General features: G+C 51.5%; 13 protein-coding genes. 10 read left to right on the top strand and 3 right to left on the bottom strand.

Annotation, left to right across the window (positions count from 1 at the left end):
- Positions 1-28 precede the first annotated feature (28 nt).
- The 3 genes from SPB21_RS01685 to SPB21_RS01675 form a co-directional block, all read right to left on the bottom strand.
- Positions 29-628 carry a Uma2 family endonuclease gene (locus SPB21_RS01685; protein ID WP_499865184.1) on the bottom strand — a complete coding sequence of 200 codons (600 nt, stop codon included), beginning with the start codon at positions 626-628 and terminating at the stop codon, positions 29-31.
- Between the two features lie 69 nt (positions 629-697).
- On the bottom strand, positions 698-1,189 hold the full coding sequence (locus SPB21_RS01680; protein ID WP_499865182.1) for a hypothetical protein: 492 nt from the start codon (positions 1,187-1,189) through the stop codon (positions 698-700).
- 282 nt (positions 1,190-1,471) lie between these two features.
- Positions 1,472-1,906: a hypothetical protein gene (locus SPB21_RS01675; RefSeq protein WP_499865181.1), complete on the bottom strand. Its 435-nt coding sequence runs from the start codon at positions 1,904-1,906 to the stop codon at positions 1,472-1,474.
- 434 nt (positions 1,907-2,340) lie between these two features.
- Here SPB21_RS01675 and SPB21_RS01670 point away from each other — a divergent pair, with 434 nt between their 5' ends.
- The 10 genes from SPB21_RS01670 to SPB21_RS01625 are packed head-to-tail and all read left to right on the top strand — an operon-like array spanning position 2,341 to position 13,416.
- A complete protein-coding gene (locus tag SPB21_RS01670) occupies positions 2,341-2,766 on the top strand; it encodes a hypothetical protein (protein WP_499865180.1) in 426 nt (141 codons plus the stop codon).
- Positions 2,767-2,769: 3 nt separating this feature from the next.
- The gene (locus tag SPB21_RS01665) at positions 2,770-3,120 is read left to right on the top strand and encodes a hypothetical protein (RefSeq protein ID WP_499865179.1); all 351 of its coding nucleotides are present in this window, start codon (positions 2,770-2,772) and stop codon (positions 3,118-3,120) included.
- On the top strand, positions 3,065-5,791 hold the full coding sequence (locus SPB21_RS01660; RefSeq protein ID WP_499865177.1) for a putative type IV secretion/conjugal transfer ATPase: 2,727 nt from the start codon (positions 3,065-3,067) through the stop codon (positions 5,789-5,791). Before SPB21_RS01665 ends, SPB21_RS01660 begins: the two co-directional genes overlap by 56 nt.
- A 16-nt stretch (positions 5,792-5,807) precedes the next feature.
- Entirely contained in the window at positions 5,808-6,611 is an 804-nt protein-coding gene (locus SPB21_RS01655; RefSeq protein WP_499865175.1) for a hypothetical protein, read from the top strand.
- A gap of 5 nt (positions 6,612-6,616) precedes the next feature.
- Positions 6,617-7,711 (top strand): hypothetical protein, encoded by a 1,095-nt coding sequence (locus SPB21_RS01650; RefSeq protein ID WP_499865174.1) that lies wholly within the window; start codon positions 6,617-6,619, stop codon positions 7,709-7,711.
- An 8-nt stretch (positions 7,712-7,719) separates the two neighbouring features.
- Complete coding sequence (locus SPB21_RS01645; protein WP_499865172.1) at positions 7,720-8,466, top strand: hypothetical protein; 747 nt, start codon at positions 7,720-7,722, stop codon at positions 8,464-8,466.
- Positions 8,463-10,079 carry a hypothetical protein gene (locus SPB21_RS01640; RefSeq protein WP_499865170.1) on the top strand — a complete coding sequence of 539 codons (1,617 nt, stop codon included), beginning with the start codon at positions 8,463-8,465 and terminating at the stop codon, positions 10,077-10,079. Before SPB21_RS01645 ends, SPB21_RS01640 begins: the two co-directional genes overlap by 4 nt.
- Positions 10,080-10,089: 10 nt before the next feature.
- Positions 10,090-10,752 (top strand): hypothetical protein, encoded by a 663-nt coding sequence (locus tag SPB21_RS01635; RefSeq protein WP_499865168.1) that lies wholly within the window; start codon positions 10,090-10,092, stop codon positions 10,750-10,752.
- Between the two features lie 3 nt (positions 10,753-10,755).
- Positions 10,756-12,987, top strand: a complete 2,232-nt coding sequence (locus SPB21_RS01630; RefSeq protein ID WP_499865166.1) for a hypothetical protein — start codon at positions 10,756-10,758, stop codon at positions 12,985-12,987.
- Positions 12,988-12,999: 12 nt separating this feature from the next.
- Positions 13,000-13,416 (top strand): hypothetical protein, encoded by a 417-nt coding sequence (locus SPB21_RS01625; protein ID WP_499865165.1) that lies wholly within the window; start codon positions 13,000-13,002, stop codon positions 13,414-13,416.
- Positions 13,417-13,418 lie beyond the last annotated feature (2 nt).

The raw sequence follows: 13,418 nt of genomic DNA, 5'->3' as shown, positions 1-13,418 counted from the left end.
TCAACCTAGAGACAGAGATGACCAAACCTTACTCTTCTGCCGCTAAGATTTGGTCTACTGTCAGAGCCAAATCAGGGAATGTCTCACAAGGAACAACTTCTCCCTCTAAATACTCAGCCTTCTGATAAATCTCATCCGTGAGTTTCAGAACAACAACTTTTGGCCCCTTACCCCGTAAACAATATTTAGCTGGGATCTGTCCTCGATAATCTACTATCCAATATTCCTCAACCTTTAGAGCCTCATACTCTTCTTGTTTATCAACCAGATCCGTACTCCAGTTTCCAGACGCAATCTCCACAATAAATTTGGGAACAGTACGAATTCCTGGCTTACGATCCTCTCGTCGAGTAGGAGGCCGATCAATCACCGCCACATCAGGTCGTCGCCCTCGAACATTATCAATCATTAGCGCATTACGTTTACGCACTGAGTAGCTCAACTTATTTCGCCGATACTGGAGTTCAAACATAAACGACAAGAACTCAAGAATTTCCTCATGCCAATCATCGGGTTCAGGCATTAGCAGTAACCTACCACTGACTAACTCATATTCATGGAGTTCGTTGCCATCTTCAAAATCAACAAACTCCATAAACGATAAGGGGCGCGTAATGGCTTGGGTCATAGCAATCAAAGCCTCTAGCAATAGCCATGCGATAACCCTATCTTAGCCTTTAGAGCCAGCAGGAATCACCTACCCCAGATCGATCAATCCAGATGGCAAATCGCGGGTAACGTCGCAGTAATATCCATCCTCATAGCCCTGGCCAACCCGATAGAGTATGGCTTCCCTATCAGCCTCAAGTACAACCCTCAATCGCTCCCAGGTTTCAGGCTGAAACTGGCCTCGCTGCTCTCCACGCCAGATCACTGCCCGATTTAAGATCTGCCTGACTTCAGCCAGCAGTGGCCAGCCACACTCCGGCTCAATCACATCACTTTCCCACACCTCAGACATTAGCTGTGCGGCATCCGATGCTAAGCCTTGTGGTTGTGGTGCTTGAGGTAATCCAATGGCTGTCGTCATTTTCAGGTCAGACCACCATGCCCACCATTCAGTACGGTGGATCAATTCCACATCAGACGCATAGAGGATATCTTCGGCAGGTGTTCCATCCAACCCTGCCAGTCGTAACGCATCAGCCCAAGAGATCGCGACATACCGCCGCGTCCTATACCGCTCCATAAGCACCCTAATCCCCTATGTGACTGAGGTGCTCCATTTACATGAACAGATGCCTATAGCTAGGCGAAATCGAGATCCATGAATCAGATAAGCACTGACCATTTCAACGTGACTATTCAGGACAATTAGCTCACAAAAATGTCCGTAACCTAGTCCCCCGATTCCGTCAAAATGCTTGTCAAATATTAATCGTAGCTGACAAACAAACTGTTACGGCTATTTCTTACTGCTTGCCGAAAGACCCATATCCGGATTTATCCTTATTTGAAGGTTAATAAATAACTAGGTCAAACCACTGCTGGCATCAATTTCTGCTTCCATCCGGGCAATGGAGCGCTCATAAACTCTGAGCCCCAGCAACACCAATCGCACCAGCATCTGGTCTGGGTTTCGCTGACTGGCGGCTGCTAATTCCGCAATTCGCTCTGTTGGAATGTGCTCATTAAAAAGCAGTAGATTCGCTTCCAGCTCATGCACTAGCCCACGCCGGTTCCGCTCAGCATTTTCCCGAAGCTGCTGCCCCATAGGCGATGTCAGCACTAGCTCCAGCAATTCCACCAAAAACGGAGACCGCTTCTTACTTCCCTCCGCCTCACACTGAGCATTGATCTCAGCCAGCAGCTCAGTACTCATATAGAACGTCGGTCGGCACCCTGCCTCTTGAGCGTCATCATCGCTCGCTTTTGCACGTTTTCCAGACGAGGCAGACTCTACCATCAGATATTTGTTTCCAAAGATTTACTTTTATCCTACCCCTTAGGACTTTGAGAGCGTCATTACCATAATTAGCTTCATAGAAGTACTAAGGTTCTTCAAAGTAGCTATAAAGCCGATATAGATTTCCTTGATCCTCAAAACGTAGTACTTGGCCTTTCTAAATTCCTGCAATATCTGACCCTAAACAACTGCAGGTGCTTGGGAGCAATCATCACACATTGCTTCGTAACCTTTGATAAACAATCCTTAAGTAAAGCCAAAGAATAAGGTCTATTCTGTAGACTTCGATCAGTATTACTAAGTAGTACTTTTTATGATTTAGTGCTACTCACTCATGTCCCAGGGTGATTACTGGTCATCTCACGGACCACACCACACCTTGTCAGGGTTCTATCTACCGACTTCCAGGCTATTCCATCTACAGGAGTCGGACCATGATTCAACGTTCATTACGATTCAATGTCCCAGCCTTGGGGCATCTTCCATTTGCTAAACCACTCGCCAATCTAAATGCTCGCTTTAGTCGCCTGAGTCGCTGGCGCATGATGGGCATCATCGGCGGCACTTTATTGTTCGCGTTTATTATCTTCCAAGCCAATCCCGCCTTTGCTCAACTATTCGGCACCGCAGAAGAGCAGGCCCAGACCATCTTTGGTCAATACATTGACCAGGGCATCATTGATTTCTTGTTCGGCATGTTGCGCATTGTCGTGTGGATCTCGGCAGTGGGCTTTGTCTTCTTCGCCATTTACCAGGCCCAGCGAGGAGAACAATGGCAACCGCTCCTCCAAAATGCCTTCATTATTATCGCTGCGGTCGTGGTGGTCGAAGGCTTGAGTCAATTATTCTTTGGCGTATAGCCCATGGCCGAGGACTCCAATCTGTTCTGTCCGATTAACCAAAGTATTGGACAGACGCCCAGCCTCGGCCCCATTCCCTCCAATCTTCTTGCCCCCAGCGGTGCCATACTTGTCGGCTCCTATATGCTGATCCAGGTGGTTCTGCAGCTTGGCTTTGGACTCTTCCTTTTGACCAGTGCCTGGGGCATGAGTACCTGGTGGGTCGTGGTGGGCGAGAAAACCTGGAAATTTACCCATAAGTTCGTGCCGGTTCCCGACTGGAATCGGGGCCATGTGGTCTATCAACCGCACTTACACCATGAGCACAACCAAACAACGCATCGGGGCTCAACGCTACCGATTCAAACCCTTTGAAGATGAATCTCATCTGGAGTGTATCTGTCGCCTCCAGGTGAGAGATCGGGATGTGGGAGCCTATTTGCTGAACTATCGCAAACAGCTCAGTGTTGTCTTTGGCTTTCAAGCAATAGGCATTCACACCCTGTTAGCAGACGGCCAAGCAGAAACTGTTTTGGCTCGCTTAGAATCGGGTCTTCAAGGCTTTCGACCCGGTGATCGGTTGCGGATTCATCTGCGTTCTATTGGAACGGATCATCAACGACAACAGGAACTCTCTAATCGCATAGAGTCCACATCAACCCTGGAATCTCAGTTCCTATTGCTGGCTCAACAACGGGCAACCCGAGATCGAACAGCCGCAGGGCAACGACAACCCAAACGTCTCTATCTGTTTGCCACCTATGTTTTAGAATCGGGTAAAGAAGCTCGCTCAGATCGGCTGGAGCAGGCCCTTGCCTGGATTATCAGCCGGTATGACACCTTCAAAGGACTCAAGCAAGAAAAAGAATCTCAGCACTACCAGCAGTTATTGAATCAAGCCTTTACCGATGGCTATCTCCATTGGGAACAACAGCTCAATAGTCGCATGGGTCTGCAAGCCTCACCCATGGATGCCGATGCTCTCTGGAACTATCTCTGGACTCAGTTCAATCAGTCGGCTGCTCCACCTGTTCCCCAGTGCCTCACCTTGAGCGATCAGACGGGACAATTATCCCTTCAAGAAACCGTCACCGTTCCCCTCCATGCTAGTTCTGTTTTAATTCGGGGAGAACATGGTCATCCCACCCACCCAAAAGCGGATCGGCAATGGGTGCGCGTCAAAAGCAAATGTATCGGTGCCGTTGTTCTCGAATCCAAACCCGCAGGTTTTATCTCTCCAGAACATCAGCTCTATTACCTGTGGCAGGCCCTGTCCCAATTTGCCGATTATGACTGTGTTTGTGAACTGGCAGCCGCTGACCGGACCATGACTCGCATGAGTCTCCAACGGCTTACCCGACAGAATATGACCGCTACGTTCCGAGCCAATCTACTCAAGGATGTGGATGTGGCCTCCCAAATGCGATTAAAACAGGGTGTGGCTGCCCAAGAGAAAATCTACGAAGGAGCCTTACCCATCTGGGTCAGTGTTGTCGTCTTTCTTCATCGCAATAATCCCACTGAACTGAATGAAGCCAGTCAGCAACTCACCAATGCCTTTCACCAGGGAGACTTTATCCGTGAAACTGAAGTGGCCTGGCAGCTATGGCTCAGGTCACTCCCTATTGTCTCTGGCTGGCTACTGGAAGATGGTCGCAGGCAGCTCTATCTCACCCATGAAGCTCCGGGGTTAATGCCAGTCGCCTTTCCTCGTCCAGTGGATAGTCGAGGCATTGAGCTGATCACCCATCAGGGCCGAATGCCGATTCAAATCGACTTTGCTCAAAAGCATCGCGGCATCCTGATCTTTGGTGAAACCCGCAGTGGTAAATCTGTCCTGGCTGCTGAAATCTTTGTTTGGGCTATCGCCTGCGGCATGAACGTGATTTCCCTGGACTATCCCAAACCCGATGGCACCACCACCTACACCGACCTGGTGAAGTTCTTTGGTGACCAGGGAGCCTACTTTGATATCGGCTCTGAATCCAACAACCTGTTTCAAATTCCAGACCTACGCCACCTGGATGAGAAGCAACGCCAGGAACGACTTGACGACTACAAAGAATTTCTCGTCAAAGCCCTGGACACCATGGTGATGGGGACTGAAACCGAGAACCAGCTCGGCAAGCGGGTACATACATTGCTATGGCAGGGCCTGGCAGATTTTTTCACTAATACAGCTATTCTCAGCCGATATGATGCCGCCTTTGACGACGGCTTTGGCAGCACTGCCTGGCAACAGATGCCTACTCTGGCCGACTTTGTTGAAACCATAGTCGGTCTAGAGCTGGAGGTAGATTCTCCCTTAATTCAGGAAGCTCTAGCCACCATTTTGTTGGAATTACGAGGCTGGCTATCCAGTCGCGTGGGTCGAGCCATTTCTCAACCTTCGACTATTCGCACCGATGCTCAGCTCACCGTCTTTGCCCTGCGCAATGTGGGCGACAACATTGAAGCAGCAGTGCTGGCCCTATCTGCTCAGTCCATGGCCTTTCGTCGAGCGTTAGAAGTGTCTGACTCACTCCTGGCTATCGATGAAAGTCCAATTCTGTTTAAGTACAACGGCATTGCCCAGATTATTGGTCAAGTCTGCGCCAACGGAGCCAAGTCTGGCATTCGTCCCCTGATCATCGGTCAAGACCCAGACACCATTGCCAACTCTGTTGCCGGGTCTCAAATTCTCCAGAACCTTAATACCCGCTTTATCGGTGCCATCCAGCCCAACGCCCTGCCATCTTACGAAACCCTGTTTGGCTACTCGCCCCAGGTACTGATGCCCAACACCGATGAAGCGTTTCGCATTGATCCAGTGCAAATCTGTTCTCACTGGCTGGTCGATGCCGATGCTCGACTCACCCCTTGCTCTCACTATCCATCCCCTGAACTGCTGGCCGCTGTGGCTAATAACCAAAAAGAACAAAAGGCCAGACAGCGAGTATTGGCCCAACACGACAACAAGTTTGCAGGCTATGCCGCTTTTGCTCAAGCCTATGTCCAAACCGTGCGAGCAGGTCAGTCCATGGATCAAATTTCTCCCAATTCTTAACCTATAGGAGGTTCCCATGACACCCAAAAAACGACGATGGCGATGGTTACTGATCGGTACTGGCACCCTGGTACCGGTCCTCACCCTTGGTACTGCAGCTGCCTCCTTATTACCCGGTGGTTTACCCGATGGCTGGCATCAGGGTGTATTGGATGACTATCTCAATCCATTAGAACAGCTTGTCGGCCAGTGGCAGCGAGCAGATCCCATTCGAGAAACCATTATGGAAACCGCCTTGGGTGTGCTGTGGGATGACCTCAAGGGCAGTACCCAAACTGAGATTCCAGATCCCTACAAAGTGCGCACGGCTGAAGATGTGATCGGGGCTGGAGTCCTTACTACCAGTCCTGTGGTTCAACAGCGAGACCTAGGTAATCTGGTGGACCAGGAAATGGCCAGATCGTTAGCGGCTCCCGTTATCGGTGAAGAAGGTAACACCTGGCTAGAAGAATCGGCCCAGCGCACAACGGATCTGGTGAACCAAAGCGTGCAACAAACTGAAGAAGTAGTCTCACTGGCAGACAGTGCTCAGGGCATGGGCGTCACCCAGGATGTGATGAAACAAAGTGCCCAGATTGATGCCGAGATTGCCAAGCTGCTGACCCAGCAAACCCAGCTCACAGCTGACAATCACACCACTCTATTACAGCTCCAACAGCTTCAAGGCATTGTGGCCCAGCTCGCTGCCGATACCAGTGAAGGCATTGACGAATCCAATCGCCGGGAGCGGCTGGAACGTCAGGTATCCATCTCCGGTTCAGCTCAGTCTCCCATCTATCTGCCCGGTGTGCTGGGCACCCAGACTTCATCAGAGGAGTAATGCCGATGACATCCCATGTCCTGGCCCAGGTAACCGGGGGCCTTAGCATCATTGAAGATAGTATCCAGCAGCTTGAAGCCGTCCAGCAAGCCTGGGATGATCGCTGGCAGGAGATTTTTACCCAGTCCAATGGTCTCTACATAGGCATCAACCAGTTTGCGGCGATCATTCTGGTGGGCACCTTTATCTTCTTTGCTGTGGGCTGGGTCAAGGATGCTATGGAGCGAGGCATTTTTCCGGCATTGCCCCATGTGCTTTGGATGCTGCTGATCGCGGTGCTGTTGTTTGATAATGGCTCTCTGCTCGGGTCAGTCACCCTGGGATTACGGGATGTGATCAACGCCCAAACTCAGGTGGTGTTGGCGGTGCAGATTGGTGAAGTCTCTATGGTGGAGGCCCTCAACGATGTGATTGTCTCCCAACAGGCTAAAGCATTGATCCAGCGAGAATATGCCGAATGTGATGCTAAAGAAGGTCAGGCCCAGATCGATTGCTTTTTAGACGCCGGTGAACGGGCACAGCAAATTCTGGAGCAGGAGTATCGTCGTAACGGATTCTGGAGTGCCGGACTCCAGCGACTGTCCCAGCGACTACGACAAATTGGTGAGCACATTCAACAGGACTACCAGGATGGTTCACCACCTGCCGGAGGAGATCCGCTAGGTGACTTTCTCGTCCATAGCCTGGTGCAGACCGGCAGTCATGCTCTGGCTGAACACATTCTTAAGGGCTGGCAATGGGCCTTTGCCAACATTCTAGAGCTGGCCATGTTGTTAACAGGGCTGATGGGACCGATTGCCGTAGCAGGTTCAGCGGTTCCCCTTCAAGGTCGTCCCCTATGGGCCTGGTTAACCGGATTCTTCAGTCTCGGCATGGCCAAATTCTCCTACAGCGTCATTGTGGGTCTGGCCGCCACTGTGGTTGTCACCGCTGAGGTTCAGACCCAGAGTGATTTTGGTTTTCTTCTACTCATCAGTGTGCTGGCTCCGGTGCTAGCCCTATCCATTGCCGGAGGAGCTGGAATGGCTGTCTTTCGCGGCATCTCCGGCGGTGTTACTCGCATTATCGCCATTGGTTCATCGACCCTGCCGTTACCCTAAACCGCACCATGCAATTTAGCGATCTCACCCGTCGTGGGCGACTCCCCAGACTGGATTCCACCGATATTTTGCCATTGGCCTTTGCCGGGCTATCGGCAGGTGGTGTCATTCTGACAATCGCACTGCTCTGGCTGGCTGTTTCCTTTTCCAAACTGGCCAACAAACCGTCTCCCACTCTGGTGCAGCAGGTGGATGGTCGTGCCTTTACCGTGCGACCTGCCGATGTTCACTATCGTGAACCCGAAGTCATTCGGCGGCTGGTGTCTGACTGGGCGGTGATGACCTTTACCTGGGGCTCCATCCCTGGCAAAGAAACAGAGACCATTGATGAAGGCATCAAAGTCAAAGGCACCGATAGGGTCACTGAATCCGCCTGGGAAGCGGGGTTTCTATTGTCTAGTGACTTCCGTGATGTCTTTCTGGCACAGCTGGCCACCGAGATTATCCCCGATGCGGTTTTTGATGGTCAGGTCTCAGCCGTAATTATTCCTCAAGAAGTCTCACCGCCTCAGGTCGTGAATGAGGGACTGTGGCAGGTGGACCTGATTGCCACACGCATTGTCTTTGATGACACCAATCCATCTGGGACAACCATTCCGTTTAATCGACGGTTCTATGTGCGGGCAATTGAGCCCCCTAGAAAACCTCTGATCAAAAATGCATCGGACTATCAACAGGTGGTGTATCGCCTGCTGGAAAGCGGGTTACAGATTGATGAAATTCGACCTATTCATGGAGAGGAGATCAGCCAATGAGTGATGAACCGACCCTGGAGAGTTTACGCGAGATGACCGGGGCACCCAACCTGGATGACACATTGGTGAGTGAAACCGCCTTTGATGCGGTGGAAATGAAATCAGAACGACCCGCCTGGAAGATGCCGGGACCAAAACTGATAGCCGTCGGCATAGCGCTGGTGCCTGTCTTTGGTATCGCTGGTTATTTCATGTTGGCCAGCCGACAGACCGATAAAACGGATATAGCAGCGTCTGAGGCTTCCACAGATACGGAGGTGGCTAATGAGATACCCAGCATCACTGAAGTCGCCCTGGAAGAATCTCGTAACGAGGTTGCTCGGTTGAAATCCAATATGGCCTTGAGCGATCAGGCGTATGTTCAACAACAGTCTCAGGAAGCTGCCAAGCCGAAGTCATCATCATCGCCCACAACGACACCAGCACCACCCAAGGTAACCACTAAACCTGCGGTTTCACGACCTGCACCCGTTGTTAGTGCCAGTCCTCGACCAGCTCCAGCTATTGATTATCGACCCACTCCCAGGCCTGTGCAAGCAACACCACCGAGACCTGCACCTGCAGTGACAGCGGCTGCCTCACCTCGGTTCTCAGATACAGATCCTACAGAACGTTGGCAAACACTGGCTCGCCTGGGTAGCTATGGCACAGTGACACCGATTGAACCTGCCGAGGAAACAGAAACTGCTGATGGAGATAATGGTGTCGAAACCATTCCTGTGGCCCAGATTTCTCCTCACTCGGTAATGGCTACCGTACCAACACAATCACCGCCTGCTCCTGAAGAATCAGAACCAGAAGTGATTCCAGAAGAACCGGCACCGTTAGAACTATCCGAACCTATTTTGTTGGCAAACACACAATCATCTATTCCTGAAATTTCTGAACCGTTACCACTCGAAAACACGCTCCAGGCCCAGGCTTCTCCTGAGGCTTTACGTGATGCTGAAGCCCGAATCCTTGAAGAACCGATTCAGCCTCCGTCGCTGATGTCAGGCACCTATGCGTCTGGAGAACTGACCACACCTGTTGTTCTTAATGAGTCCGAACAATCCAGTCGTTATGTGGTGCGTCTAAATGAGCCCTTGATGGATAACCGGGGACGCACGGCCATTCCCAGTGAAAGCGATCTCACGGTTGAAGTGGAACCTGTGGGGGATGACCGGCTGGTAGAAATCTCAGCCGTATCTGCCAGCTGGCAAGAGGGTAACAATCAACAGGAAATTCTTTTGCCCGATGCCGTTGTTCAGATTCGTGGTGCCGATGGTCATCCACTGATCGCCCAAGGCTATGGAGATCCCGGTGGTGAGATTGCCGCACTTGATGCCAGTGAAGTGGCCCTGGGTGCTGTTCGTCGGGCATCAGAACTTTACACTCGACCCAATACCCGTGTTCAAACCAATGACAACAGCACGGTGGTTACTGAAGAGAATCCAGACCCGAATATCTTAGCCGGTGCCCTGGAAGGAGGCACAGATGTGTTGCTAGACATCCTGTCTGAACGGAATCAGCAAGCCAGGGATGCCATAGCCCAACGGCCTCAGGTGTTGTACCTGGAGGAGAACACGCCAGTGCAGGTGTTTGTAAATGCCTCAATGCAGTTGCCCATGTAGCCGGAGGTAAATGATGCAGCGTTTGATAAAGCTATCGATAGCTCTATTGCTATGGGGATTGGCGCGACCCGCCCTGGCCCAGACTCGTTCGGTTGAGATGCCTGAATCGAGGGCCATTGATGTGGAATTACATCGGGGCCATGGGGTAACCCTCAACTTTCGTCCTCTGGATGCCACCATTCAACGCGCCTGGTTAGATGATCTCTCCAAAGTCACCGTAGACTTTGACGATCCCAGATGTGGTGTGGTGGAAGCTTCAGAAGGCTGTGCGGCCACTGTGATTCACCTGCGGCGGATTCATCCCATTGAGTTTCCTGATTTACCTGCCACAGCTACGACAACACTCACAGTTCTCACAGATGCTGATATTTATACCTTTCAGCTGAGTTTCCCGGATGGTGGAGTACCTGAGTATTCCGTCCTGGTCCTCCAACAGGAACAGCCTCCTGCGCTATCGGATAATCCCACACTCACAGCAGTCACACAAATTGAACAAGGGTTACAGGTAGCTCAAATCCGTCGCCTGATCTCACCCAGCGATCCTCTCTGGCAACGTATTCAGACCTGTTTACAACTGATGCGAGATGGTGTCGCCACGGCTGATGCCGCCCAACGAGCAGGTATCTCACCAGACTTACTTGCTCGATTGATGGAATTTGGGGCAAGGAGGTAGACAATGCTAACTCCAATCTTGAGAACAGTACGCAATTTCCTGATCATCGTTGTCGTTGCGCTAGCCGTATGGCTACTGCCGGGTGCGATCAGTACCGCTCAGGACTATGGCATTCCTACGGTGGGTGTTACCTGGGAGAACCAATATGGCCAGATACCTGACTGGTCTCAGCTGACGTTTCGCACCCTGCCACCCATTCTCTCTGATGGCATATTTGAGGCTCCGTCAGAGATGAATGATGCCCTCAACTATGACCTTTCTCGGGTGTGGCAGGCGGGTCAAACCGCTGATACCTATCTAAAGCTGGGAGATTTTCAAACCAGTCTCTATCTCCAGCTTTTTAATCTCTATTCTGTTGCTCAGCTGACTCAGTTGGACCTGGAGCAAGTGGCTCTGGGATCCCTGGAGATGTTTGCATGGCAAAGCCTGGATGATCTGGTAACGGCAATTCCAGGATTGGGTAATTTTGAGCTTGGTGCAGTTCCACCGATTCAAGAACTGATCTCAATCCGCTGGCCAGGAACACCGGGATTTAACCCTCAGGCCAATGACACCATTGCTGAGTTGCTTGGTGAGTATCCAGAACTGGGACAGTTAAATCTGGGTGACCTGGGCGATCAGCTGAACGGCTTTGCGATTACCGATATTCCCGGTCTTGACACTGTGCCTCTGCAGAACTTTACCGACTGGGGCAATAGCACTCTGGGCGGAGTTCCGGGTTTAGCTGATGTCCCCTTTGACCAGATGCCCAATCCCATTGGTTCTGTAGGACTCCTGGGTCAGGTGGATGTAGCGTATGGACCTGCGGAACAATCACGACAGAATACGATTTCAGGTAGTTACCAGGCAGGCTTTAATGTGGCCTGTGAGACTGACTGTGCCCATGTGGAACTGACGGCCAGTCCTGCACTCCACGGTAAGCAATGGATCTCAGGTAAGTATCAGGAAGTACGCGGTGGGGAAGGCATCCTGGGTCAGGTCAATGGTGGCAAAGAACCGACTGGCAGGCATCCCTTTGGCAAGGTGGCTAAGGTTGTTGTCTGGGATGTGGATGAATCGACAGGGACTGTCAGTACAGCCTTATTTTTCCGTATCTGTAAGCGGGGCATCCCGGATTTGGGCTGTACCCCTTACTTTATCGGGCCGGTTCCTTTTCTAAGCTATAGCGAAACCACGATGATACTGGTGGGCCTGTTAGATGGTCAGGGGGGCAGCAGTTCGTCTGCGTCTTTACCCACTGAAGTCTTAGACCAGGCACGACAACTGGGCATTCCCACAGAAGCATTACCCGGATTTATTAGCGATGGGTTTGGCCTCTGTGGCGATGGTCCTGGTGGGGTGAATTATTCAGCCCTGGCAGCCGCATTCTCTAGTATTGAAGGCCACTATGATTCTGTGGGTGCCTATGTCTGCGATGGTGATGGTAACTGTGGTCGAGGGTTAGGCCGCTATCAGTACATGAGCTATCGTAGCGATGTGCGATCTACCATCCGACAACAGTCCGGTGGGGCTGCATTTCTCGCCAAAGTCGATTCGGGTAGTGCGATCAGCAACGCTGAGATTGATCGGTTCTTTCCGGCCACCCGTCAGGATGGCATTTTCAAACAGGACCAGAATCGCAATATTGCTCAGGCTCAACAAGAAGGATTCTCCGGTGGACGACTGATTGAGCGGGTGGGCCAAATTCACTTTGGTGGACCCGGTGCCAAGATTGATGGCGGCTCATCGGATGTCCATGGAAGACTGACGCTCAAAAGCTATGGTGAAAAGCTACTCCAGAGCTATGAGACGGCCCTGGCTTCAGGGGGTGGAAAACGCTGTGCCAAACAGGCAGGCGGGGATCTAAACCAACGAATCTTCCAATCCATGGGAGAGATGGGCCGGTTTGATAGCTCGTCTGGACCCGATGGTGGCAATCTGGCCTGTGCGTGGGCGGTGAATCGAGTGCTGGCCAATGCAGGCATTCAGCCCGTGGGTGCTAATACCAACTATGTGCCCTCTGTTGAAGCGGATTTACGAGCAGGGCGAGGGGCTCAAATTAGTCAGTCTCAGGCAGCACCTGGTGACATTGTGATTGCCTCTACAGCAGGTCATATCGGCATTTGTATGAACCAGGGCTGTACTCAGGTGAGATCTAATTCCTCCAGTCGTGCCCGATTTACCTGGGATTCGGACATTAACTTTGCCGGTGTCTACGGAGCTGGTCAAAGTCGTATCTATCGTTTGAAACATTAGGAGAGTCTTGCAATGAGCTTAAAGCACTATCGTCTATGGACCATTCTCGTTTTCACTATTCTGCTGGTGGTGATCAGCAGTCCAACCGTGAACGCGATCACCCCTTCCAGTCATCCGATTCAGATTGCTCAGGCTGTTGAAGATGCTTCTGAACAAGTCAGCCAAGCTACCCTGGATTATCTTCTAGCTGATGTCACTGCCCCCCCCCAACAACCCTCGGTTACCCGCACAACGATTGTTGAAACTTATGCCCTGACTACCTGGCAATGGGGAGAGACGGGCGGTCAAACCGTATTGGAACTCACTGACGAAACCTGGCAGGTACTTGTGTCAGGGGGTGGGGCGGTGGATGCGGCCACATTAGTCAGCTTTGGCGTACCGGCTGATATTGCGGAGCAGCTGATGACCCAGGATGCTGCAGGAGATTAGTC

Origin of the sequence: Leptothoe sp. ISB3NOV94-8A (assembly GCF_043421595.1) — a bacterium.
Classification (GTDB): domain Bacteria; phylum Cyanobacteriota; class Cyanobacteriia; order Phormidesmidales; family Phormidesmidaceae; genus Leptothoe; species Leptothoe turfae.
The sequence above is the reverse complement of the archived record's forward strand: the minus strand, read 5'-3'. Positions and strand labels throughout refer to the sequence as shown.

Excerpts from the sequence above, each read along its gene's own strand:
- SPB21_RS01660 (WP_499865177.1), top strand. The coding sequence starts at position 3,065 with ATGAGCACAACCAAACAACGCATCGGGGCTCAACGCTACCGATTCAAA.
- SPB21_RS01630 (WP_499865166.1), top strand. The coding sequence starts at position 10,756 with ATGCTAACTCCAATCTTGAGAACAGTACGCAATTTCCTGATCATCGTT.
- SPB21_RS01640 (WP_499865170.1), top strand. The coding sequence starts at position 8,463 with ATGAGTGATGAACCGACCCTGGAGAGTTTACGCGAGATGACCGGGGCA.
- SPB21_RS01645 (WP_499865172.1), top strand. The coding sequence starts at position 7,720 with ATGCAATTTAGCGATCTCACCCGTCGTGGGCGACTCCCCAGACTGGAT.
- SPB21_RS01665 (WP_499865179.1), top strand. The coding sequence starts at position 2,770 with ATGGCCGAGGACTCCAATCTGTTCTGTCCGATTAACCAAAGTATTGGA.
- SPB21_RS01635 (WP_499865168.1), top strand. The coding sequence starts at position 10,090 with ATGATGCAGCGTTTGATAAAGCTATCGATAGCTCTATTGCTATGGGGA.
- SPB21_RS01685 (WP_499865184.1), bottom strand. The coding sequence starts at position 628 with ATGACCCAAGCCATTACGCGCCCCTTATCGTTTATGGAGTTTGTTGAT.
- SPB21_RS01670 (WP_499865180.1), top strand. The coding sequence starts at position 2,341 with ATGATTCAACGTTCATTACGATTCAATGTCCCAGCCTTGGGGCATCTT.
- SPB21_RS01650 (WP_499865174.1), top strand. The coding sequence starts at position 6,617 with ATGACATCCCATGTCCTGGCCCAGGTAACCGGGGGCCTTAGCATCATT.
- SPB21_RS01625 (WP_499865165.1), top strand. The coding sequence starts at position 13,000 with ATGAGCTTAAAGCACTATCGTCTATGGACCATTCTCGTTTTCACTATT.
- SPB21_RS01655 (WP_499865175.1), top strand. The coding sequence starts at position 5,808 with ATGACACCCAAAAAACGACGATGGCGATGGTTACTGATCGGTACTGGC.
- SPB21_RS01680 (WP_499865182.1), bottom strand. The coding sequence starts at position 1,189 with ATGGAGCGGTATAGGACGCGGCGGTATGTCGCGATCTCTTGGGCTGAT.
- SPB21_RS01675 (WP_499865181.1), bottom strand. The coding sequence starts at position 1,906 with ATGGTAGAGTCTGCCTCGTCTGGAAAACGTGCAAAAGCGAGCGATGAT.